The organism is Pararobbsia silviterrae, from assembly GCF_003628125.1.
GTDB classification, from domain to species: Bacteria; Pseudomonadota; Gammaproteobacteria; order Burkholderiales; family Burkholderiaceae; genus Pararobbsia; species Pararobbsia silviterrae.
Genome location: NZ_RBZU01000008.1, coordinates 117,807 through 141,427 on the forward strand (window position 1 = coordinate 117,807; position 23,621 = coordinate 141,427).

General features: G+C 62.9%; 18 protein-coding genes. 8 read left to right on the plus strand and 10 right to left on the minus strand.

Annotation, left to right across the window (positions count from 1 at the left end; genetic code table 11):
- Positions 1-11: 11 nt before the first annotated feature.
- The 4 genes from D7S86_RS17880 to D7S86_RS17895 all read right to left on the minus strand — a co-directional run bounded on the left by D7S86_RS17880 (position 12) and on the right by D7S86_RS17895 (position 5,633).
- Positions 12-293, minus strand: coding sequence for a hypothetical protein (locus D7S86_RS17880; RefSeq protein ID WP_240648253.1), 282 nt, complete (start codon positions 291-293; stop codon positions 12-14).
- Positions 294-471: 178 nt separating this feature from the next.
- On the minus strand, positions 472-1,443 hold the full coding sequence (locus D7S86_RS17885) for an EAL domain-containing protein (RefSeq protein WP_158602014.1): 972 nt from the start codon (positions 1,441-1,443) through the stop codon (positions 472-474).
- A 110-nt stretch (positions 1,444-1,553) separates the two neighbouring features.
- Positions 1,554-3,464 carry an alpha,alpha-trehalase TreA gene (treA, locus tag D7S86_RS17890; RefSeq protein ID WP_240648254.1) on the minus strand — a complete coding sequence of 637 codons (1,911 nt, stop codon included), beginning with the start codon at positions 3,462-3,464 and terminating at the stop codon, positions 1,554-1,556.
- A gap of 486 nt (positions 3,465-3,950) precedes the next feature.
- The gene (locus D7S86_RS17895) at positions 3,951-5,633 is read right to left on the minus strand and encodes a 2-isopropylmalate synthase (RefSeq protein WP_121088230.1); all 1,683 of its coding nucleotides are present in this window, start codon (positions 5,631-5,633) and stop codon (positions 3,951-3,953) included.
- A gap of 283 nt (positions 5,634-5,916) precedes the next feature.
- On the opposite strand from D7S86_RS17895, the gene D7S86_RS17900 reads away from it, so the two are divergent.
- Entirely contained in the window at positions 5,917-6,729 is an 813-nt protein-coding gene (locus tag D7S86_RS17900; RefSeq protein WP_121088231.1) for an AraC family transcriptional regulator, read from the plus strand.
- Between the two features lie 140 nt (positions 6,730-6,869).
- On the opposite strand, the gene D7S86_RS17905 is transcribed toward D7S86_RS17900, so the two are convergent.
- Positions 6,870-7,877, minus strand: coding sequence for a helix-turn-helix domain-containing protein (locus D7S86_RS17905; protein WP_121088232.1), 1,008 nt, complete (start codon positions 7,875-7,877; stop codon positions 6,870-6,872).
- Between the two features lie 189 nt (positions 7,878-8,066).
- On the opposite strand from D7S86_RS17905, the gene D7S86_RS17910 reads away from it, so the two are divergent.
- Both D7S86_RS17910 and tolA read left to right on the plus strand, forming a co-directional pair.
- Positions 8,067-8,600, plus strand: a complete 534-nt coding sequence (locus D7S86_RS17910; protein ID WP_121088233.1) for a cysteine hydrolase family protein — start codon at positions 8,067-8,069, stop codon at positions 8,598-8,600.
- 177 nt (positions 8,601-8,777) lie between these two features.
- Positions 8,778-9,959 carry a cell envelope integrity protein TolA gene (gene tolA / locus D7S86_RS17915; RefSeq protein WP_158602015.1) on the plus strand — a complete coding sequence of 394 codons (1,182 nt, stop codon included), beginning with the start codon at positions 8,778-8,780 and terminating at the stop codon, positions 9,957-9,959.
- Between the two features lie 18 nt (positions 9,960-9,977).
- Here tolA and fhuB read toward each other — a convergent pair whose 3' ends face one another.
- Genes fhuB through D7S86_RS17930 form a run of 3 tightly spaced genes read right to left on the minus strand, consistent with a single transcriptional unit; the run spans position 9,978 to position 15,235 of the window.
- Positions 9,978-11,987, minus strand: coding sequence for a Fe(3+)-hydroxamate ABC transporter permease FhuB (fhuB, locus tag D7S86_RS17920; RefSeq protein ID WP_158602016.1), 2,010 nt, complete (start codon positions 11,985-11,987; stop codon positions 9,978-9,980).
- A gap of 5 nt (positions 11,988-11,992) precedes the next feature.
- Positions 11,993-12,976: an ABC transporter substrate-binding protein gene (locus D7S86_RS17925; RefSeq protein WP_240648255.1), complete on the minus strand. Its 984-nt coding sequence runs from the start codon at positions 12,974-12,976 to the stop codon at positions 11,993-11,995.
- A 33-nt stretch (positions 12,977-13,009) separates the two neighbouring features.
- Complete coding sequence (locus tag D7S86_RS17930) at positions 13,010-15,235, minus strand: TonB-dependent siderophore receptor (protein ID WP_240648256.1); 2,226 nt, start codon at positions 15,233-15,235, stop codon at positions 13,010-13,012.
- 191 nt (positions 15,236-15,426) lie between these two features.
- Here D7S86_RS17930 and D7S86_RS17935 point away from each other — a divergent pair, with 191 nt between their 5' ends.
- On the plus strand, positions 15,427-16,221 hold the full coding sequence (locus tag D7S86_RS17935; protein WP_121088236.1) for an AraC family transcriptional regulator: 795 nt from the start codon (positions 15,427-15,429) through the stop codon (positions 16,219-16,221).
- A 201-nt stretch (positions 16,222-16,422) separates the two neighbouring features.
- Positions 16,423-17,031, plus strand: a complete 609-nt coding sequence (locus D7S86_RS17940; protein ID WP_147432381.1) for a hypothetical protein — start codon at positions 16,423-16,425, stop codon at positions 17,029-17,031.
- A 102-nt stretch (positions 17,032-17,133) separates the two neighbouring features.
- Here the strand turns inward: D7S86_RS17940 and D7S86_RS17945 are convergent, their stop codons facing one another.
- Positions 17,134-17,874, minus strand: coding sequence for a DUF3592 domain-containing protein (locus D7S86_RS17945; RefSeq protein WP_147432382.1), 741 nt, complete (start codon positions 17,872-17,874; stop codon positions 17,134-17,136).
- 242 nt (positions 17,875-18,116) lie between these two features.
- A complete protein-coding gene (locus D7S86_RS17950; protein ID WP_121088239.1) occupies positions 18,117-18,680 on the minus strand; it encodes an NMCC_0638 family (lipo)protein in 564 nt (187 codons plus the stop codon).
- 333 nt (positions 18,681-19,013) lie between these two features.
- On the opposite strand from D7S86_RS17950, the gene D7S86_RS17955 reads away from it, so the two are divergent.
- From D7S86_RS17955 to D7S86_RS17965, 3 genes are all read left to right on the plus strand, one after another.
- Complete coding sequence (locus tag D7S86_RS17955) at positions 19,014-20,678, plus strand: ABC-F family ATP-binding cassette domain-containing protein (protein ID WP_121088240.1); 1,665 nt, start codon at positions 19,014-19,016, stop codon at positions 20,676-20,678.
- Positions 20,679-21,274: 596 nt separating this feature from the next.
- Positions 21,275-22,543: an ABC transporter substrate-binding protein gene (locus D7S86_RS17960; RefSeq protein ID WP_240648257.1), complete on the plus strand. Its 1,269-nt coding sequence runs from the start codon at positions 21,275-21,277 to the stop codon at positions 22,541-22,543.
- Between the two features lie 115 nt (positions 22,544-22,658).
- Positions 22,659-23,615, plus strand: a complete 957-nt coding sequence (locus tag D7S86_RS17965; protein WP_121088241.1) for a carbohydrate ABC transporter permease — start codon at positions 22,659-22,661, stop codon at positions 23,613-23,615.
- The last annotated feature ends 6 nt before the right edge of the window (positions 23,616-23,621 follow it).

A 23,621-nucleotide genomic window follows, 5' to 3' on the forward strand; every position in this document is an offset into this window, starting at 1 on the left:
TGCATCGAGGCTCAGTTCAACGCGCGCATATTGCGCCAGCGCCGATCCATGTCCTTGAGCAATTCCACGTAGGACAGCGCGGCGCGTTCGGTCTCGCAGGCGACGGCGGCCGCATTGGCTTCGTCCCAGAGTTTCTCGAACAACAACGCGGCTTCCAGGTGCGGCAGCGGCCGTACCAGCAGGATGGAAAAGGCGAACGACAATTCTTCCGCCGTTCGATAGTGATCGTCAGATAAGGTCTTCAATCCGGGTCTTCGGCCGGCGGCTTGAGATGCCGCTCGCGTGAGCTTCAATCATAGTCTTAACCGAGGGCCGGGGCCGGCATGGCCCGCCATGACCGGCGTAGAGGGCACGATCGGGACAGCGCGGCCCGGCATTCGGAGCACGCTGATTATCGCCATGCATTGTGACAGCCGATGGTGATGCGCTCGCGACGCGGCGGTCGAGCGCACGCAGCCGTGCGCGAACCGTTTAGAGCAAGGGGAGCGGCAAGGCGCGCATGGCGGGACGCGCAAACAAAAAGCCCTGCATGAGCGTGACGCCTTCCGATGCGAAGAAATCGCGCTCGCCCGTCGTTTCAACGCCTTCGGCGATGATTTCAATGCCGAGATCGCGGCAGATCGCGAGCGCGCCGCGCACGATTTTCTGGCGCGTCGTATCGATATCGACGCCCTTGACGAGCGCAATATCGACTTTGACGATGTCGGGATGCAGATCGGCGAGGAGCGACAGGCTTGCATAGCCCGCGCCGAAGTCGTCGAGCGCGGTCTTGAAGCCGAGATCGCGGTGCGCGCGAAACACATGGGCGAGGGCTTTCTGATCGTCGATATGTTCGTCTTCGACAATTTCAAAGATCACGTCGCGCATCGACATACCGCTGGCTTCGGCCGCTTCGACCGTGCGCTGGATATTGCGGTCATGGCGCAGCAGCGCATTCGGCAGACAATTGATCGACAGCCGCGTCGACAGGCCGAGCGACATCGCGGCGTTGAAAGCGCGTTCACGAATGGCCTGATCAAAGTGATATCGGAGCGGAAGGGCGACGCCTGCGAGCACGTTGCCTGCCGATTCGCCGCGCGGGCCGCGAATCAACGCTTCATAGGCATAGGGGACGCCGGTACGGATATCGACGATGGGCTGGAAGGCGAAATCGAATGCACTGGAAACGACAATGTCGCGGCGTTGTCGGCCGCGCTCTCGTATGGCTGCAGGGATGCCGCTCGAGCGACTCGGATGATGTGCTCGGGCCATTCCCACGCGCTCTGTCGGGTATACGATGCTTTCTACTACGTTCATACGTGTCACGTTATGCGATGTGTCCCAAGACCGTGGGTGACGGTCCACGCATCTTAGGTGTGAAAACAATAAGAGGGAAGGATTATGTCTTACATGGTGTCTCGGAATTGAATATCTAAATAGATTACCGAGCATTTGAGCCTTCAATTTTGCATCGCTTAGCAGGTGCGCGAATGCGATCGCGCATGTGTTTGAGCGTTGCGCGATGTGCTTATTGACGCGTCGTCGCGTCGTGGGGTGTCGTATTCAGCGATGCGTCAATGAGTAGATGTACTCGATGCCCCGATCGGCAGGCTCGTCGCATTCGGCGACGCGGTGCGCGCGGCAGGTTGTGCGATTTTCGCGGCATCCGGATAGAGCGCGAGAAGCGTCGCGAGCACGCCGTTGGTCCATCCGAAGCCTTCCTGCAATGCATATTCGCCGCCGCTCGCGGCTTTGCCGGACTCGATGTCGTACTTCTCGACAAGCTTGCCGGTACGCGCATAGAAATCCAGGTTGGTCGCGATCCAGCGCATCGCAATCGTTTTCGCGAGGTCGTCGTATCCATAGCGACGCAAGCCGATGACCGCGAGATATTCGAGCGGCGCCCAGCCGTTGGGCATGTCCCACTGTTGGCCTGATTGCACTGTGGTCGTCGCGATGCCGCCGGGTTGCAGCAGCTTCCGTTCGATCGTCTGCGCGATGTCGCGCGCCTCGTCGCGCGTCGCGACGCCGAAATACAGCGGATAGACCGTCGCCGCGCTGAGCCGATGCGTGAGAGATCGTGCGACGAAATCGTCGTCGCCGAACGCGTGGAGATCCGGATCCCAGAGCACGCGTCGTATCGCATCCGCGCGTGCGTCGGCGCGCTCCTGATACTGCCGCGCGAGCTTCGCATCGCCGCGCGCGTGATGCGCGATCGCGAGCGTGCGTTCGAGATTGAACATCAGCGTGTTGAGGTCGATCGGAATCAGCGAAGTCACTTCGATCGTCGCGAGCGTTTTGCCGTCGGCGAACCAGCGCGAACTGAAATCCCAGCCGGACTCGCCGCCCGCGCGCAGGTTGCGCCAGAGATCCGCGGACGCGCGCTGCGGCATGCTGCGTGCCGTCAGCACGTCCTCGCGATACGACTCGTCGCGCGGCACGTCGCGCGCATCCCAGTAGCGATTGAGCACGGTACCGTCGGCAAGACGCACGACATGACGCGTCGCATGCCCGGGTTTCAGCGTGTCCGCGCCCTGCATCCAGTACGCGTATTCGCGTTCGAGTTCGGGCAGATACCGGACATACGCCTGATCGCCGTCGCGATCGGCGATGAGCGCGACCATCGCCGCGAAGAACGGCGGTTGCGAACGGCTCAGGTAATAACTGCGATTGCCGTTCGGGATGTGGCCGTAGCGATCGATCAACGCAGCGAAGTTGTCGAGCTCGGCGCGCGCGAGCGCGTGTTGATCGTCCTGTTCGAGGCCCAGCATGATGAAGTACGAGTCCCAGTAGTAGATCTCGTCGAACCGGTCGCCGGGCACGATATAGGGATTCGGCAGCGCGAGCAGCGACGACCACGGCGACGTGTTGCGATCGGGATCGCGTTTCAGGACCTGCCATAACGTGCGGATATGGTCCGAGACGCTTGCGTTCGCGACGACGGACGCATGCGCGGGCGGACGCGGCGGCAACGTGAAATGCGCATCGACGAAGCGCCGCAGATCGAACCCGCGCACCGCGCGCTGCGCATGATACAGACGCACGATTCGTGCGGGCGGCTGGTCCGGGATCATGTCGGCGAAGGTCTTGCTGTCGGGAAACAGATGCGCGAGTTCGACATCGCGATAGAGCGCGCCGTAGAGATCGGACGGCGGTTCGGGCGTCGCGACGCCCGAGACGCTCGCCACGGACGAGGCGCGTGGCGGTGCGGCGACGGCGGGCGGCGGCGCGGTGTTTTGCGCGGCGGACCCCGCGGATTCGGCGGATGCGCTCGAAGCGGCATCTTGCGCGCCGACGAGCGCCGGCGTGTGTTCAAGCGTATCGGCCGCGCGATGCGTGCTCTGCGGCGCATCGATGACCGGTGCGCCCGACGGCGATTGCGCGTGTGCGTGCGGGACGCCTGCAATGACGGTCAGGGCGATCCATGCGCCCGCGATTGCGTGTCGCGAGCGCATCCATCGGTCGGGCATGTTGCGCGATTTCATCGGGCGCTCCGTCATTCATATCGTCGTGCGACGCAGCAAGACGGATGCCTGCATGCGGCGTGGCCGCGCGATGTGCGCGACAGCCTCATCGTAAGCGAGTTCGTGAATGAGTCCATGAGCGAGTCCCTACAGGTTCATGAGCGCGCCCGCGAACGCGGCATGCACGCGATCCTGATGCGGTCCCGCTTGCGATCGCCGGTCAGAACGTGGGCTTGAACACCATCAGCGCGTAGACGATCAACATGGCCGTGAACGCTGGATAGCCGAGCCAGGCGGGCAGCGAATGCGGCTATGAGGGGAAGGCGGATGGGGGATTGCGAGTTGTCGTTCCGGGCGGTCGGAGCGCGGGTGTTCGATTCGGATCCGCTCGCATGCGGACCCGAATGGTATGCGCGGGAGCGCGCGGCCGCGCCAATCGAAACGGATCCGGATACAGATCCCGTCGCCGCGTGTTCGCGGCGCGACGGCACGGCTGTGCGGCCTCGCCTAGACCGGTGCGCCCGCGCGTTCCGCGTCGGCGAAGCGCGCGGTCGCGCTCAGCACCGCGAGCACCGACGCCGTAATGATGTTCGGATGCTTGCCCACGCCGAAGCGGGAGCCCGGTACGCCCGGCCACACCGTTTCGACGATCGCCATCGCCGAGGCGTCCGCGCCCGTGCTCAGACTGCGCTCTTCATAGCTGTCGATCCGCAACGGCAGTCCGAGCGCCGTGACGGTGGCCGCGATGGGACCGTTGCCGACGCCGCGGCGCGTGTGCACCGTGCCGTCGGGCGCGACAAGTTCGATCTCGATGCCCTGACCGTCGGCCGCGTCGAACAAACGGTGGCGCCGATACGTATAGCCGTCGTTGCGCTGCGCGTGCGTCAGATAGGTCTTCTCGAACACCGCCCAGAGCTGTTCGCTTGTGAGTTCGGTCTCGCTCGCATCGGCCAGCTCCTGGACGATCGCGCTGAATTCGATCTGCATGCGGCGCGGCATCACCACGCCATAGTCGCGCTGCAGCAGGAACGCAATGCCACCCTTGCCCGACTGACTGTTGACGCGCACGATGCTGTCGTACGTGCGTCCGAGGTCGTGCGGATCGAGCGGCAGATACGGCACGCGCCAGATGCCGTCTGGATCCTGAGCGGCGAAGCCCTTGGCGATCGCGTCCTGATGCGAGCCCGAAAACGCCGTGAAAACGAGATCGCCCACATACGGGTGTCGCGGATGAATCGGCAAGGCCGTGCATTCCTCGGCAATCCGCGCGACGGCGGCGATGTCGGAGAAATCGAGTTCGGGCGAGATGCCCTGCGTGTACAGATTCAAGGCCAGCGTCACGAGGTCGAGATTGCCGCTGCGTTCGCCGTTGCCGAACAAACATCCCTCGACACGCTGCGCCCCCGCGAGGATCGCCTGCTCGGCGCATGCGATGCCCGTGCCCCGGTCGTTATGCGGATGCACGGACAGCACGATATGCTCGCGGCGTTCGAGCCGCCGATGCATCCATTCGATCTGATCGGCGAAAACGTTGGCCGTGGTCACTTCGACCGTCGTCGGCAGATTCACGATCATGGGCCGTTGCGGTCCCGCATCCCACGCGCGGATCGCGGCATTGCAGACCGCGAGCGAAACGTCGAGCTCCGCCATGCAGAACGTCTCCGGCGAATACTGGAGCACCCATTCCGTTTGCGGATGCTGCGCGATCAACTTGCGGAACAGGCCGATATGATGTTCGACCAGTTCGATGATCTGCGGCACGCTCATGCCGAACACGATCTCGCGCCAGGCAGGTGCGATCGCGTTATAGAAATGCACGATCACGCGACGCGCGCCCTGGACACTGCGCACGGTTTCCTCGATCAGATCCTCGCGCAACTGCGTGATGACCATCGGGGTCACGTCATCGGGTATCCGGTTCGTGTCGATCAGATGCCGCACGACTTCGAAGTCGGTGCGTGACGCGGAAGGAAATCCGACTTCGATTTCCTTGAAGCCGATGCGCACGAGCTCATCGAACAAGCGCAGCTTGCGCTCGCGATTCATCGGTTCGAACAGCGCCTGATTGCCGTCGCGCAGATCGGTCGACAACCAGACCGGCGCATGGGTCAGCGTGCGCGACGGCCATTGCCGATCCGGCATCTCGATGACGGGATGGGCGCGATATTTATTGGAAGGATGGGCCAGCATAAAAACCTCGAACAAGGGATCGGAAACACCTGATTCCCCTGCTTGAACGAAGCTGGCCGAGGTCGGGGTCAGGGGGAATCAGGATGGGTCTCGACGCAGACGAACGCGTCCGGACCCCGACCAGGGATCAGACGTAGTAGCGACCGCGAAAGGACCGGAAAAGCGCGCATGAGCGTGGGAAGAAACAGCATCGTCGAATGCGACTATAAGCTTGACCGCGGGTGTCCATCTACAAAACAATAGACATCTTCTTTAGCGAAATGGTCATTCGGAACACGGCACCATGAAGCGCGCTTCTTTGTCCGGCGACACACGGCGGCTCGATCTGTCGGGTCACGAGTCTTCCGATCGGCCCGTGACGGGCGTGGTGGCGCGCTATACGGCGGGTCAAGTCGTGCCCGAGCATGCGCATCGTCGCGGACATCTGCTCTACGCGGCCGAAGGCGTCTTGCGCGTCGAGGCGGCCACGGGTCGCTGGCTGGTGCCGCCGACGGCGGCCGTCTGGTTGCGGGCGGGTGTGCCGCATCGGCTTGTCATGCCGGTCGCCGTCGAGGTCCACGGCGTGTTTATCGACGAACACACGGCGAAGGGTCTGCCGCCCGTTGACGGCGTGTTCCAGATTTCCGCGTTGCTCCGAGCGTTGATCCTCGAATTGACGCGCCTGGACATTCATGCGCCGCCTTCGAAACGCGCCGCGCTTCTGGGTGATTTATTCATGGAGGAATTGGGTTTGCAGCGCTCGCTGCCGTTCCATCTTCCGTGGCCGTCCGATCCTCAGATCCAGCAGGTCTGCGACGCGCTCGTCCATGATCCGGCCCATTCGGCGGCGGGCGATGCGTGGGCGGCGACGCTGGCCATGAGCACCAAGACCTTTCATCGCCGCTTTCAGAAGAGTACGGGGCTGACCTTCGGGCGATGGCGTCAGCAGATGCGGCTGATGTCGTCGATGACATTGCTGCTCGAAGGCGCGCCGATCACGCAGGTTGCGCTCGGCAGCGGATACGAAAGTCATAGCGCCTATGCCGTGGCCTTCAAGAAGCAGTTCGGCATGCCGCCGTCCGAATTCTTTACGTCGGGCCCGCGCCGCGAGGCGTAGCCGCGTCTTTCGGGCGTTGTATGGCGATGCCATCGCGTCGCGGCGTCGCGTCGCGTCGTGACTTCGTGACTTCGGCGTCGGCGGCGTCGCTTCGGCTCATACGACCGAGGTATCGTATCGTGCGATATCGAGGCGCCGCATCATCGGTCGAGCGATGCGGCGCTCCGGTCATTGAAGGTCAAACGCCACGACGCGGGCGAGACGCCGAAAGCGCGGCTGAAATGCTGGCGCATCGATACGGCCGATCCGAATCCCGTGACTTCCGCGACGCGCTCGACCGGATAGTGCGTGGTTTCAAGCAGGCGTTGCGCCATCGATAGTCGTTCGCGCACGAGCCATGCGTTGACCGTCGTGCCGGTGAGCTGACGGAAATGGCGTGTGAACGTGCGTCGGCTCATATGGGATCGCTCGGCTAACGCGTCGAGCGTATGCGTCTGCGCGAGGTTTGCGCGGATCCAGTCGAGCATGGCCGTGAGTTTCGAATCCTTGGGCGTCGAAGGGATCGGCAGTTCGACGAATTGGGTTTGACCGCCTTGCCGGTGCGGCGAGACGACGAGCCGCCGCGCGACTTTGTTGGCGGCCTCGCTGCCGTAGCGTTGACGCAGCATATGCAGACAGCAATCGATGCCGGCCGCTGAGCCCGCCGAGGTCAGGATCGTGCCGTCTTCGACGTAGAGCACGTCGGGAAGCAGCGCGACCGACGGGTAGCGCGACGCGAAGTCGCTTGCGTAGGCCCAATGCGTCGTGGCCTTGCGGCCGTCGAGCAGACCCGCGGCGGCCAGCACATAGGCGCCCAGACACAGGCCGACCAGCTGCGCGCCGCGGCGATGCGCGGCCACGAGTTCGCGCAGCAAGCGCGCGGGCGGACGCTCGGCGGGGTCGCGCCAGGTCGGCACGATGATCGTGTCGGCGGTGCGCAGCGCCGCGATGCCGTGGCGCGCAACGATCTCGAAGCCGGCCGTCGTGCGCAACGGACCGGGCTCGGCCGCGCAGACTTTGAGCGTATGCGCGGGTTCTCCCGGGACCTGATCGCCGAGCGTAATGCAGGGGACCGACAGATGGAACGGGCTCATCTGATCGAAGGCGACGACGGCGAAGATGGGCCCGGGAATGGGCTTGGCCGTCGGCTTGGACGTCGGCTTGGGCATTGGCTTGGAATCAAGTCCGGAAATGGGCCTGGAAATAGACCGAGACACGAGCCGGGACATGGGCGCTCCGTGGACGATGCGGATGGCCCGATCATATCGCTATCTGGCGCATGGGCCACTCGCGGTTCGCGTCGCCGGACGTCATGATGCAATCCTGCATGCATCGTGCATTCAATCAAGGACACCACCATGGCTCATGAAAAGCGCGCGCTCGTCGTCATCGATCTACAGAACGATTATTTTCCGGAGGGCGCATTTCCGCTTTGGCACGCCGAGGAAACGTTGACGCAAGTCGAGCGTGCGATCGCACAAGCGAACGCGCGGGGGATTCCGGTCGTGCTCGTTCAGCACGTCGCGCGCGGGACCTCGGGCGGCTTTCTGGTCGAGAACACGACGGGCGTCGAGATTCACCCGCGTATTCGCGCGGCCGCACCGGATGCGCCGGTTGTCGAGAAAGCGTTTGCCGATGGCTTCTGGAAGACGCAGCTCGATGATACGTTGCAGCGGCTCGGTGTCGAATCGCTGCTCGTGTGCGGCATGATGACGCAGAACTGCGTCACGCATACGGCCATATCGAAGACTGCGGAGCGGTACGCGGTGACGGTCTTGCCCGACTGCTGCACGACGGTCAGCGAAATCATTCACAAGATCGCGATCGGCGCGTTATCGACGCGCGTGTCGCTCGTGCCGTCGACGGAGGCGCTCGGCGAGCTCGCTGTGTGACGCGTGATGCGTAATGGGTTGTAACAGTGCGCGACGCGCGGATCGCGTGCGAGATAGTGGGCTGTAGAGCGCGCGTGCTAGATTCGCCGCACTACGCAATGCGCGCGAATAACAATGCATACGAAAAAGCCGATCCGTGAACGAGTGATTCGGGGTTGTATCGTTCTGTTGCTTGCCATGGCGCATGGGACCGGTGTGTCCGATGCGTGGGCCAATGTGGGGGATGGATCGAACGACGCGGCGCATGGCGCGCTCGGCGCGGCGTCCAACGACGCGACAACGCCCGCTGTGGCCGCTCCGAGTGCTGCGATCGGACTGCCGGGCGCAACGCTTGCGCTGCCCGCAGCGTCTGCGGCAGGGATCCCGACGCTGCAACAATCGATCCTCACCGGTACGTTGCCGAGCGCCGATGCCGCCAAGGATCCGGCCAAGGCCGAGATGTTCATGCGCCTGGCGCGCCGCTTTCATGACGATCCGGACATTTCGCGGATGCTCGCGGACAAGTCTGCCGCATCGCCGTTTGCCGGGAAAAATGTATTCGCGGTCGGTACCTTTTTCATCGACGCATTGCTGCGCGTGTCCGCCGAGGATCGCTACACGTTGTACACGGTGAACGCCAAGATGTTCGACACGCCGTCTGTGACGTGCAATCCCGCGCAGCCGTTCGCCATCGCCAATGTCAAAGCGTTCCTGGCCTTGTCCGACAGTGACGCGAGCCGGATGCTCGATGTCCTGTTCGACATGTTCAAGCAGGCTGCGCTGCAGACGCCGACCGTGTCGGTGACGCCCGAGCAGCGTAAGCAAGCCGCGCAAGCGCTCGGCAACCGCGTGCAGGATCTTCTCAAGAGCGATCCCGACGGCACGCGCGAAATCGCCTCCCTGCTCGTGGATCCGTTGAGCGCCCCGCCCGAGGCGCGTTGTCTGGCGCAACAGATGCGCGTGCGGGCTGTGCTGGCGACGCCTGAACCGTATCGCGATTGGGCCATCGTGGCCCAGATCGAACAGCTCAAGGTCGGTCTTGCCGCGATATCGCAGTTCGGCGCGCTGGCGGCGAGGCCCTCATCGATGCCGCCGCCGGGGCGGCCCGTGGATTTCATGACGGCCGTGCAGCGACGCGTGCGAGCGAATATGCACTTTACGGCGCAGTCGAGCGATCTCGCGACCACGGTCGACATCAATTGCACGCGCGACGGTAATCTGCAGTCGGTCAGCGTGACGCAATCGAGCGGCAATGCCGATTGGGATCGGGCGGTCCTCGCCGCGGTGCGCGCATCCGACCCGATGCCGCGCGATACGAATGGCGTCACTCCGACGGAATTCCGTGTCGTGATCCGCTCACGTGACGAGCCGGTGAACTAGCGCGCGCCACGTTCTCCGTTAGCGCCGCAGCAGCCACACGAGGTAGGGACCGCCGATCAACGAGGCAAGCAGCCCTGAAGGCAATTGCTGCGGAAAGATCATGTTTCGCCCGGCCCAATCGGCGAACACCATGATGACCGCTCCGATCAAGGCTGCCCCGATGAGTTGCGAGCGCGCTTTCGAAAGCCCGATGAGCCGCGCGATATGCGGCGCGAGCAGGCCGACGAACGACAACGGTCCCACGACGATCGTCGCCCCCGCCGTCGCGAGCGCCGCGATCACGAGCAGCACGCCTTGCGCGCGCCGGCTGTTGACGCCGAGGCCGTCGGCGATCGTCGTGCCGAGCGGCAGAATATCGAGCCAGCGCGCACACGAGGCGGCGGCGACGAGCGCGAGCACGGCGGCGAGCGCGACGCACGAGGCAAGCGCGGGCTCGATCAGATACGTCGATCCCATCGTTAGACTGCGCAGCAAAGACGCATAAGCGCTGCCGTGCGCCATCACGATGCCGATCGCGGATTGCGACAACGCGGCGAGCGCGACGCCCGCAAGCAGCATCGGTTGCGCGGAAAACCGGCTGCGCCGCGCGAACACGATCAGCGCGACGAGACCGCACAGCGATCCCGCGAGCGATGCACTGACCAGACCGCCCGTCGAGAGCGTGCTCGTGACCATCGTCGCGACAAGGACGCCGAGCATCGCCGCGCCGCTGACCCCGAGCAGTTCGGGGCTCGCCATCGGATTGCCGCTGAGACGTTGAAGCAAGGCGCCCGAGACCGCGAGCATGATGCCCGCGCCGCATGACGCGACCATCCGCGGCACGCGCCAGTAAGCGACGCTGGTCAGTTCGTGTATCGGGGTCCAGTGCCAGCCGTCGAGCGTCTGCGCAAAACACAGCGAGACGATCGTCTCGATCGCGAGGACGCCGAGCAGCACCGGGATCACCGCGGAGCAACGCTGCGACACCGAAGGTTCGCTCGATACCGTTCGACCGCGGTCCGCACGGGCGCGATGCATGAGCCACAGCAACAATGGCGCGCCGAACAGCGCGGTCGCCGCACCGGCGGGCAGCGTCGCGCCGGCGATGTCGGGGATGCATTGGACGACCTGATCGGTCAGCGCGAGCAAGCCCGCGCATGTCAACGGCGCCCAGACGAGTTGATCGCGCAGGCGTCGCGCTCCGTTCAAACGCGCGAGCGCGGGCGCCGCGAGACCGACGAAGCCGATGACGCCGACGGTGCTGACGACCGATGCACTGAGCGCGACGGCGACCGCGAGGGCAAGCGGGCGCGTGCAGACGACGCGCAGTCCCAATTGGTTCGCGCCTTCGTCATGGAGCGTGAACAGCGTCAACGGACGCACGAGCCACGCGGCACAGGCGATGCCGAAGGCGACCTGCGGCAGCATCCACGCGACGCCGCTCCAGCCGTTCTGACTCAAGGAGCCGGCTCCCCAGATGAAGATCGCGACGAGCGTTCTTTCATGCGCGATCGTGAGAACCAGCGCGACCGCGCCGCAATAGAGATTCACGATCATGCCGGCCAGCGCGACGGGCACTGGCGCAAAGCGCTTGCGGCGCGTCATGGCGAGCGTCACGAACATCGCGCAGGCCGCGCCGCCGAACGCGATGCCGAATCGCGCGCTTGCGAGCGCCGCAGGCGCCCATATCGCCATGCTCGTCAACGCGAGGTTCGCGCCTGCGGACACGCCAAGCGTCAGCGGTTCGGCCAGCGGATTGCGCAGGACTTGTTGAAAGATCGTGCTCGCGAGACCGAGCGCGAGCCCCGCGAGGATCGATATCGCGAGGCGCGGCAACCACGCGTAGAGCGCGACAAGCGCGTGAATCGTCGCGACCGGCGATGCCGCATGCGGCGAGAACCACTCCGATACCGGCAGCGTCAGCGACAGCGAATAGAGCGCCAACACGCCCGTCGCCGCGAAGAGCGCGGCAGGCAGCCGCCACGGCCGGGCATGCCCTTGCACAAGATGGGCCGCGGGCGCGTGCGGCAATCGCGTATTTGCATTCATGTGTGTCATGACGCTTGCGCGCCCAGAACGCCCGCGATCTGCGTCGCGAATCGCATCGCGGTCACGAGGCCCCCGGTCGCCGACAGACGCTCGATCTGATGGATCCGTGCCGGATCGACGAAGGGCAGCGCGCGCCAGAGCGGGCTGTGTGCAAGCGTATCGCCGATTCCCGGCGGGGGCGGTCCGATCAGGACGGCTTGCGCGTCGGCGTCGCGCGCGAGCGCGGCGAGATCGGTCTCGGCGACGCCGCGCAGATCCGTCGGATCGCGCCATGCGTTGGCGATGCCGAGTTCGCGCAGCACGCAGCCGAAGAGTCCGCGCGGACCGAAGACGTTCACATGCGTCGCGTCGAGGGGCTGGATCAGATAGACGGGCCGGACCGCGGTCGCGTTTGCGTGCAGGGCCGCCGCATGCGCCGCGATCGACGCGTCGGCGCGCCGCAGCAAGGCATCGGCTTCGGTTGCGCGGTCGAGCGCGGCGCCGAGGCGTCGTGTTTGTATCCGAAGGCTCGTCCATACATCGGCGTCCGGTTCGAACAGGCCGATGGTCAACGTCGGCGCGATGCGTTCGAGCATCGGGCGCAGCATCGCGTGCCACGGCGTGATGACGATCAGATCGGGCGCGATGCGCGCGAGCACTTCGAAGTTCGGCTGAAACAGCAGGCCCGTATCGACGACCTCCGCCGGCAGCGGCGGTACGCCGTCGGTTCGCGCATACCAGGACGGACGCGCGACGCCGACGGGCACGACGCCGAGCGACAGCACGATCTCGGTCAGGTCCCAATCGAGCACGACGATGCGCCGCGACGGACCGTGCGCGGACGACACAACGCCCGCCGTACCGATGACCGGTACGGCGGGCGAAGCGAGCGCCGGCACGCAGGGGAGGGCGGCGAGCATCGCGAGCAGACGGCGTCGCGCCCGCGATGGACGATCACCCTCGATCATCGAGATCGACGTCCGCGGTTCGATCGGCCGATGCGTCGTCATGCGAGACCGCTCGCGTCGCGAGGGTCCGCGGCATCACCATTGATAGCGTGCCGTGCCGACGATGCTGCGCGTCGCGCCCCAGTAGCAAAAGAACGAATTCGTGCAGTACGAAATGTATTCACGGTTGAACAGATTGTTGACGTTGACGCCGAGGCGCCATTTCTGCAAGTCATAGTGAACGGCGGCATCGACGAGCACGCGAGCCGGCACCTGGAACGTGTCGGTGCTGCTGCCTTCGGTATCGCTCATGTATCGCACGCCGGTGCCGAAGCCGAGATTGCGCAGCGGACCGCCCTGCATCGTGTAGTCGCCCCAGAACGCGGCATTGTGACGCGGCGCGATCGTCGGGCGCGTGCCTTCGAGCGAGGTGTCTTCGGTCACGCGCTGGTCGAGATACGCATACGAGGCGATGACCTTCAGCGCTTCCGTGATGTTCGCGTGCGCTTCGGCTTCGATGCCCCGCGAACGCACTTGTCCGGTCTGGACCTCGAAGTCCGGATTGTTCGGATCCGTCGTCTCGACGTTCTTCTGACGCAGATCGTACGCGGCGAGCCGGAAGTACGCAGCGTAGCCCTTGGGCTGATACCGCAAGCCGATTTCGTATTGTTCGCCGGTCGTCGGCCTGAACGGTGTGCCGTCTTCGGTCGCACCCAGCACCGGTTCGAACGACTTCGCGTAGCTCACGTACGGCACGATGCCGTTCGAGAATTCATACGCGAGACCGGCGCGCCACGTGAACGCCGAATCGTTCGCGTGCTCATACGTCGTGTCCTGCGTTTGTTCGGTACGGGACCAGTCTTCGCGCATGCCGAGCGTCAGCACCCAGTTGCGATAGCGCAGTTCGTCCTGACCGTAGAGGCCGACCTGGGTCAACGCGTAGTCGAGTCGCGTATTGGGCGTCAGCGTTGCGAGGCTCGCGTAGTCGGGATCGAACAGGTTCAGCGTACCGACGATCGCGTTGGCCATGTTGTCGCCGCCGACCACGTGGCGATAGTCGATGCCGAACAGCACCGTGTGCTGGATATCGGCCGTCGAGAACTTGGCTTGTGCATGCGTATCGACTTCGAACTGGCTCTGCGTTTCGTCGTCGACGTTGCCCCACATATAGGCGGTTGCATTATCGGCGGCGAGCGGACTCGTTACCGACGTTTGGTAGTAGTTCTGGTCGATATGCAGGTAGCGGACGTTTTGCGACACGCTCCAGACATCGTTGAAACTGTGATCGAACTGGTAACCGATCCAGTATTGCGTGCGCTGCATGCCGTCGGTGTTCGGATCGCCGAAGTATTGATCAGGTCCGAGGCGGCCGTTCGGGTTCGCGTACAGCGTGCCGCTCGAGGTGATCACATTGAAGAGGCCGCCTTCGGGGTCTCGTTGATAGCCGGCCTGCACGGTCAGTTGCGTATCGCGATCGGGGCGGATCGTCACGGAGGGGGCGATCGCGATGCGCTCGTCCTTGATGTCGCTGACCTGTGTGCTCGCGTCGCGTCCGAGGCCCGTCACGCGGTAGAGCACCGTGCCATTCGGATCGAGCGGTCCGCTGAAATCGAAACCGAGTTCATAGCTGTCGTGGTTGCCCGCCTGCAGCATGATTTCGTGGTACGGCGTGTCGGTCGGCTGTTTGCTGACGAAATTGACGAGACCGCCGGGATTGCCCTGGCCGTAGAGCACCGACGACGGGCCGAGCAGGACGTCGATGCGATCGAGCAGATAGGGATCGATACGTGGCGTCGCGAAGCGCGGCGACTGGAAGAGCGCGAGGCCGTCGAGATACGAATCGACGTCGAAGCCGCGTGCGTGGATCTGGTCGAAACGCGTATCCGTGCTGTCCTCCGTGTAGACGGCGCTCGTATAACGCAGGGCCTGATCGACGGTTTGCACGCCTTGGTCGTCCATCTGATCGCGCGTGATCGTCGAGATCGATTGCGGATTGGTGATGATGGCCGAGTCGGTTTTCGATCCTGTCTTCGAACGCTTCGCCACGTAGCCGACACCGGTGCCGCTCGGATCTTCGGCGTTCGCGTTGACTTGAACGGTCGGCAGCGTGTCGACCGTGCTCGCGCTACGCGTGGCGGCGCTGCCGTTGGACGAAGCGGTCGAATTGGACGAAGCAGACGAATTGGACGCACTGGACGAATCGGTCGAACCGGAGGCGCCCGCGGCCGAGGCGTCGGCGGCGTAGGACGGCATGACGACGCCGCAGAGCAGGGCGGCGATGAGGGTCATTCTGAGCGGATGCAACGGTTCCCCGGTCTTCATTCGATACGGCCTTTGGTGTGCTGGGTGGTGATAATAAATGAGAAGCGTTTCTATTTCGAATCGCATCAAACTCACGGTTTTTGCGACAGCGGCTAGAATAGCGGCTGTCGAATTTCAAGGGTTGCCAGAAATTTTCGAGTTTCGGCCAGTTTTTGGCCGAAATACGGCAACGCACAACGAGAGCGCGCGCGATGAAGGATTTCCTGCTCAAGCGTTACCCGCACGAGCGGCGGCATTTGCCGCGGCAGGTCACGGTCTGGTCGATCCAATACAACGACAACCAGCGCGAGTTATGGCATCAGCACGAGCACGGCCATCTCGTGATCGCGTTGAGCGGCGTGGTGCGCGTGTTGACGCCGAACCGGACGTGGACGTTGCCGCCGTCGCGCGCGTTATGGATTCCGTCGAACGTCGACCATGAGCTGCATGCGGTCGGGCGTTTGCACTTGTGCGTGGTCAATATCGATCCGGGTGCGGCGTCGTGGCTGTGGCAGGCGGGGCGTGTGATTACGGTCGAGCCGCTGATGCGCGAGCTGGTGACGGGCATGCTGCGCGACGGGAGGACGTACGAGGCCGATAGTCGAACGGCGTTGTCGGTGCCTTTGCTTCTCAAGATGCTCGAGGAGGCGCCGTCGCTGGGCGAGGGGGGATTGCCGCTGCCGCGCGATACGCGTTTGCTGGCGTTGTGCGAGCACATGATGACGGACCCCGCGACGGACTACACGCTCGATCGGTGGGCGGACGAAATCGGCATGAGTACGCGAAGTCTCGCGCGGCATTTCAGGGACGAGACGGGCATGAGCTTCGGGCATTGGCGCCAGCATATGCGCGCGGCCGAAGCGACGACGCGGCTTGCACTCGGGGCGCAGGTCACGCAGGTGGCGCTTGAGTTGGGGTACAGCACGCCGAGCGCGTTTACGGTGATGTTTCGACGATTGTTCGGGGCTTCGCCGCAGCAATATATGTCGGCGGATTTGGGACGGTGACCTCTATTCGACTTTAAGCCGACATCCTTGCCAGATCGTTTTGGAGCCGCTGCGGGTCGCCAAACTGCGTGGATATCACGCGGGCTTTAAGCTGCTTTGATGATGGGTGGTCTGCCGCACATAGCGTAGTGAATTATCGCCGCTACACTCGGAATATCGCAGCCACGGCATTCTTTGGCGATCTTTTGAATGCTCGGTAGCGTGTCTTCATTTCAGCGCAAGTCTGAAGTGACGCTCGTCACCTCCATGGTCTTTATCTTGACGGGAAGCATGATGGCGACATCTGTCAGCATTGACACATTTGCATCCTTTGGTGAGGGTGCGAGCGCCATCGTCGCGCTCTTTTCACTCGCCGTGGCCGGGATTTCGGCGTTCTACGTACGACGCGTGTATCGCCCCAACGATTTGGCGATGAAAATGTGGGAAACGTGGATATCCGACAGTATGTGGGACGCACGTCATAAATTGGCTCTCAGAATATGTGGCGAGGGCCATGGCCTACCGAAGTACCCTCCGGGTTCGCTCGAGTTACGCGGCGCCGACTTGGATCGGTTCGATCGCATTCAGCATTTCTTTGTCGATCTGTCGATCCTGTATCGACGCAATCTCGTTCGCCGGACCGTTATCGATGCTTTGTTCAAGGCGCATCTGTTCAATTCTTGGGCGCTCATTATTTTTGTCGTGAAGCAAAGGCCCGGCAACGCTCGCAATATGGTGAAAGAGCTGAGAGACGCAATGGATCTCTTATGCCCTGAACAAACCCAGTGCGTCATAAGCAAGCAAAAGCGATGGTTCTGGAATCCGTCGTAAGAACGGATCACCATGTGCGAACGCCGATCGACGCGTCTGTCAGCGACGGCGGCGATGGACGCAGCAAAACGAATCCGATTTTTCTAAAGAGCCCCGGCGTGTTCAATGCGCTACGGGCGCGCTATTTCGCTGTTTCCAGGCGACGTAAAACAACGCAACGATGCCGACGGGAAACAGCATGATCACCACGGCGAACGCCAATGCCACACCCTCAACGTAGCGGTTGCCGCTCGCTCGCTTGTCCAGCACGGAGCGAGACGGATCCGCAGGATCGTAGTAGGCCGTCACCACGCTGCCGTCCGCGCGCAATTGAGCGCCGAGAGCGGCTTCGTTCTTGCTCCGATACCAGTGCGCGCTGAATCCGCCCGTTAGCGCCATGCTTTGGCTTCGATACGTCTGGCCGCCAACCGAATAGGTGTACGTCCAGGCAGGCGACCAAAGCAAACCGACGTTCTTTTGTTGCATCGATTGCATCGCGTAACCTTCGATCGTCGCATCCGTCATCGGCCAACTTTGTTCGTCCTGCGCGAGCGTCCCGATATGAAAGACCACGTAAAACATCCGGCCACCCATATATGCGACGTAGAACGACATGGCTATAAAAAAGACGGCTCCAAGCACGAACCGCTTCTTTGAGATCGCGGGTCCCCGTGTGTTCCCTTCAGTGGATCGTTTTTCCGACTGCTGCCCGCGTATTGCAAACGCAATCACCGCGAATGCTGCGAATATCAACGCGAACTCGGGGAAACTGATGTGCCAATGTTCCCAGAGCGCCAGGCGGGCGACGGAGAGCGTGAGTGCGAGGGAGAGGGATACGATCCGCAGCGCGGACATATTCGTCATGACGTTGTCGTTTTCCTTATTGGTTCGCCGCGTGATTCTGAAGCATGCCACGTGCTTTCCGGTTTCGATACGGTCCGCAATCCCATCCAAGTGTGTCCTTGCCGGCGATAACGGTAAGTCGGTTCGAGAGCGGAATCTCGTCGCAGCGTATGAGCGACGAAGCCTGCCACGATAGATCGATATCCGCGACCGCGGCAAAGCAACAGGTGGAGTCCCGAAGCTAATTCGGGCGATGAATCGCGTCAATGGTCAATAACCGATACGGTCGCGAGCGCCTGTAGCTCAGCTGACGGAGATTCGGAGGTCGTCAGCATAAAGAGCCATTTCTCGGGGTCGCCGGGCGTGGACCAGATATATGAAATCGTATGCGTTTTTCCGTTCGACTCGGTGTCTCTGTCAACGTCCCGCTGCCTGTCGGAAACCCTCGGCGAGGGTGCGGTCTCGGCAAATTGTGAAAATATGATCTGGAGTGTATTCGCGTCAGCACGCCGTGCGTAGACCGCGCACATTTTCTTTCCCGCCGGCAACGCCAAGACGAAATTCCCCATTGCCCCGTTGTGAGGAACGGGCCACGCGTCGCCGTCGGTGTCATGGGTGAATAGCGTGGCCTGTTCTTGAGGAAACTTGGGCAGCCTTTCCGCGATTAACTTTGCCCTCAGCGCATCAGGATTCGCCGCGTTCGGTTTGCATAGCGACCAATACAGATGACTAAAGAATTCAGCGTTATCGTCGCTTTGCGCAGCGGCGAGCAGCGGTGTACAGAGTAAAGCGGCAAGCACAAAAAACGGGCGAAATATTATTTTCATGATCGCTCGATGAAGACGCTGCGCGTATACGGGTGTGAGAGTTGACGATCTTAGCGGGTCACGGCGCGATTCGGCTTACATCTACCGTTCAACGCTGAAGTCGTACGTTAACGCTCGCATCCGCACGACGACCGTTCGCGTGGGTGAGGCGCCCGACCGGTCTTCAATCCGACGTACCTGCGCGACCGGGTCATGTTCACCCGGCAATCGATAGCACGTCGACCGTTCGCAACCTGACCAACCGCCCACACTCGACGTCCGCCACGGCCCGAAAAGAAATAGTCCTGCCTCTCCGGTCGGCTATCATGCCACTCCTCTCCGAAGTCGCTCCTTATGATTTCCGTCCGTAATGTCACGCTGCGCCGCGGCGTGAATGTCGTACTCGACGGCGCGTCCGTCACCTTCGCCCCCGGCGAAAAAATCGGTCTCGTCGGCCGCAATGGCGCCGGCAAGTCCTCCTTTTTCGGCCTGCTCAACGGGACGCTGCACGAAGACAGCGGCGAATTCTCGATTCCCGCCGCCTGGAAAATGGGCCAGGTCGCGCAGGACATGCCGGAGACCGAGCAAAGCGCGACGGACTTCGTCGTCGAAGGCGACACCGTGCTGCTGGCCGCGCAGGCCGAAGTCGCCGCCGCCGAGGCCAGCGACGACGGCATGCGCATGGCCCACGCCTATATGGACCTGCACGACGCCGGTGCCCACGATGCGCCCGCGCGCGCCCAAGCGCTGATCCTCGGCCTTGGCTTCACGGAAGCGCAGCTGAACCACCCGGTCAACAGCTTCTCCGGCGGCTGGCGCATGCGGCTGCAACTTGCGCGCGCGCTCATGTGCCCGTCCGATCTGCTGCTGCTCGACGAGCCGACCAACCACTTGGACCTCGACGCACTGGTCTGGCTCGAAGCCTGGCTCAAGCGCTATCAAGGCACCCTGGTCGTGATCAGCCACGATCGCGAATTCCTCGATGCGGTGACGCAGGTCACCGTGCATGTCGACAACGCCAAGCTCGTGCGTTACGGCGGCAACTACAGCAAGTTCGAGGACATGCGCGCCGAGCAACTCGTGTTGCAGCAGGCCGCGATGGCCAAGCAGGCGGAGAAGATCGCCCATCTGCAGAAATTCATCGACCGTTTCAAGGCCAAGGCCTCGAAGGCGAAGCAGGCGCAGAGCCGCGTCAAGGCGCTCGAACGCATGGAGAAGATCGCGCCCGTGCTCGCCGACGCTGAATTCAACTTCGAGTTCAAGGAGCCGCTCAACGTCCCGAACCCGTTGTTGTCGATGCTCGACGCGAGCTTCGGCTATCCGGCGCCGGCCGACGCACCGCCGGACACGCCGCCGACCATCATCGTGCGAGGCATCAACCGCTCCGTGCTGGCCGGGCAGCGCATCGGCATCCTCGGCGCCAATGGTCAAGGCAAGTCGACGCTCGTGAAAACGGTCGCGCACGCATTGATGCCGATCGCCGGCGAAATCAGCGAAGGCAAGGGCCTGAATATCGGCTACTTCGCGCAGCAGGAACTCGACGTGCTGCGCCCGCTCGATACGCCGATGGAACATATGATCCGCCTCGCCAAGGACACGCCGCCGCATATGCGCGCGCCCGGCCAGAGCGGCACCGAGCAATCGCTGCGCACCTTCCTCGGCACGTTCAACTTCAGCGGCGACATGGTCCATCAGGCGGTTCGCACGATGAGCGGCGGCGAAAAGGCGCGGCTCGTGTTGTGCATGATCGTGTGGCAGCGCCCGAATCTGCTGCTGCTCGATGAGCCGACCAACCACCTCGATCTCTCCACACGCGAAGCGCTCGGCATCGCACTCAATGAATTCGAGGGGACCGTGATGCTGGTCAGTCACGACCGGTCCCTGCTGCGTGCGGTCTGTGACGAGTTCTGGCTCGTCACCAAGGGCGGTGTCGAACCCTTCGACGGCGATCTCGACGATTATCAGCAATTCCTGCGCGACGAAGCGCGTCGCCTACGCGAGCAAGCCGCCGGAGCGTAGAGCGTCGGCCGCCTGCGTGGCCACTGGCTGCCCATCGTTGCGTGCGGTCATCCTCCGCGCCGCGATGGGCGCGACGTCGTGCGGTTCGTTTCGCCAGGGTGAGGCGTCTTGAAAGCGGTCGTCCGCGAGCGACCGCGACGCTTTCTGTTCGATGGCCGCCCTGGTAGAGCGTTCTCCTGCGGAGCATGGGCGATCTGATGATCGCTCCAGTCCCAGTCCCAGTCCCAGTCCCAGACTCGTGCTCGTGCTCGGCCCGGGCATAGCCAAACCCCGTTCCTAGTCCATTCCGGCGGCCGACGCTCGCCGGTCGGCAACATCCTCCGGCTGCTCCCTATCCGCTCAGCCTGACAACACCACTTCAACACCAGATCGTCGAGTGACCCACGCTCGGACGGATCGATCGCACTCAAAAATCGCGAAACGGTCCGGGTAAACGATCCCCTCCCAACGTCGAAATCCCCTTTGCATCCCTTTTTGTTTGGTGTCTAATCGCGTCCATATTGGTATCTAAAAGGTGTTTAAGTGGATTAATAAAGGCGTCTAAAGACGATGTCTGAGCGGCGTCTCACCTCTCATTCCCATTGGAGTCGACGATTGTGAAATATCGAAACCTTCTGCAGCGTTTGGCCCTCGCCGCGAGCGTCGTGCTCGGTGTCCATGCCGCCGCGGCGGCGGCACAGCCCGTGACGCTCACGATAGAAAGCTGGCGTAACGACGATCTCGCGATCTGGCAAAAGCAGATCATTCCGGCGTTCGAAAAGACCCATCCGGACATCAAGGTCCGCTTCACGCCCGTCGCACTCGCGCAGTACGACGCAGCACTCAACTCGAAACTCGCGGCGGGCACCGCCGGCGATCTGATTTCGTGCCGGCCGTTCGACGCGTCGCTGCGGCAATTCCAGCAAGGCCACCTCGCGTCGCTGAACGATCTCAAGGGCCTCGACAACTTCACGTCGCTCGCACGCGCCGCCTGGTCGACGGATGACGGCAAGACGACGTACTGCGTGCCGATGGCATCGGTGATTCACGGCTTCATCTACAACAAGGACGCCTTCGACAAGCTGGGTATTCAGCCGCCCGCGACCGTCGATGCCTTCTTTGCCGCACTCGATCGGATCAAGGCCGACGGCACGTATATCCCGCTTGCGATGGGCACCAAGGACGGCTGGGAAACGGCGTCGATGGGTTACCAGAACATCGGCCCGACCTACTACAAAGGCGAGCAGGGCCGTGACGGTCTTATCGCCGGCAAGCAGAAGCTGACCGATCCGCAATGGGTCGAGCCCTTCAAGGTCCTCGCACGCTGGAAGCCGTATCTGGGCAACGGCTTCGAGGCGCAGACCTACCCCGATAGCCAGAATCTCTTCACGCTCGGCCGCGCGGCGATCTACCCCGCGGGATCGTGGGAAATCGCGAATTTCGAAAAGCAGGCCGGCTTCAAGATGGGCGCTTTCAAGCCGCCCGTGCAAAAGGCCGGTGACGCGTGCTTTATCTCCGATCACCCCGATATCGCGCTCGGCGCGAACGCGAACTCGCCCCACCTTGCGCAGGCCAAGGTCTTCCTCGAATGGGTGGCCTCGCCCGAATTCGCGAATCTGTATTCGAATGCGCTGCCCGGCTTCTTCAGTCTCCAGAAGACGCCTGTCGAATTGAAGGATCCGCTCGCGAAAGCATTCATCAGCTGGCGCCAGTCATGTTCATCGACGATCCGTCCGACGTATCAATTCCTGAGCCGCGGCACGCCCAATCTCGAGAACGCGTTCTGGGTCGAAGGGTCCGCCGTCATCAACGGCACGACGACGCCGGAGGCCGCCGCGCAGAAACTGCAGGCCGGTCTCGATAGCTGGTACACGCCTGTGCATTGACCGCACGGCGCGTCGCACCACGCGTCGCACCACGCATCGATTCACCGGCTGTCGCCGACACGATCGGGTGCATGCCCCGCACATGCCCCGATCGCCGATACCCTGGATAGAACGTATGAATGCCTCACTTGTCATGGATCGAGGAGATCGCGCGCGACACGCACGTCGTCCGCGACGCCTCTATATCGCCGTGTTCCTTGCACCCGCGGCGCTGATCTACACGGCGCTGATGATCGTACCGCTCGTCGATACGCTGAGACTCGCGTTTCTATCGGCCCCCGATGGGCGCGAACGCTACGCCGGATTCGCGAATTTCAAGGCGCTGCTGACCGATCCCCAATGGTCCGAGGCGTTCTGGAATGCGCTCAAGAACAACACGTACTTCTTGTCGATCCATCTGATCGTCATGATTCCGCTCGGCATCGGACTCGCGGCGTTTTTGTGCTTGCCGCGTCTGAGCGCCAGCGGCGTCTATCGAACGGCATTCTTCATGCCGACGATGCTGTCGTTCGTGATCATCGGATTCGGCTGGAAGTTGATTCTGTCGCCGCTCTGGGGCGTGACGCCCAGCATTCTGCACGCGCTGCATCTCGATGCGTGGTTTGCGCCGTATCTGGGTTCATCGCGCGATGCATTGACGGCGCTGGGTCTGATCTCGGTCTGGCAATACACGGGTGTGCCGATGATGCTCGTCTATGCCTCGCTGATTTCGATTCCCGACGAGATCATCGAAGCGGCCGAGATCGACGGCATCGTCGGCGTCGCGCAGTTCTTCAAGATCAAGCTCCCTTTGCTCTGGCCGACGATCGGACTGATCGCGATCCTGACCTTCGTCAGCAACTTCAATTCGTTCGATCTTGTCTATACGACGCAAGGCGCGCTCGCGGGCCCCGACTATTCGACGGATATTCTCGGCACGCTGCTGTTCCGCACGTTCTTCGGCTTTCAGTTGCAGCTCGGCGACCCGCATATGGGGGCGGCCATTGCGACGGCCATGTTCGCGATCATCCTCGCGGTGGTCTCGGCCTACCTGTTCCTGGTCCAGCGCCGGCTCGTCCGGCACGCGTACTGAGGGGCT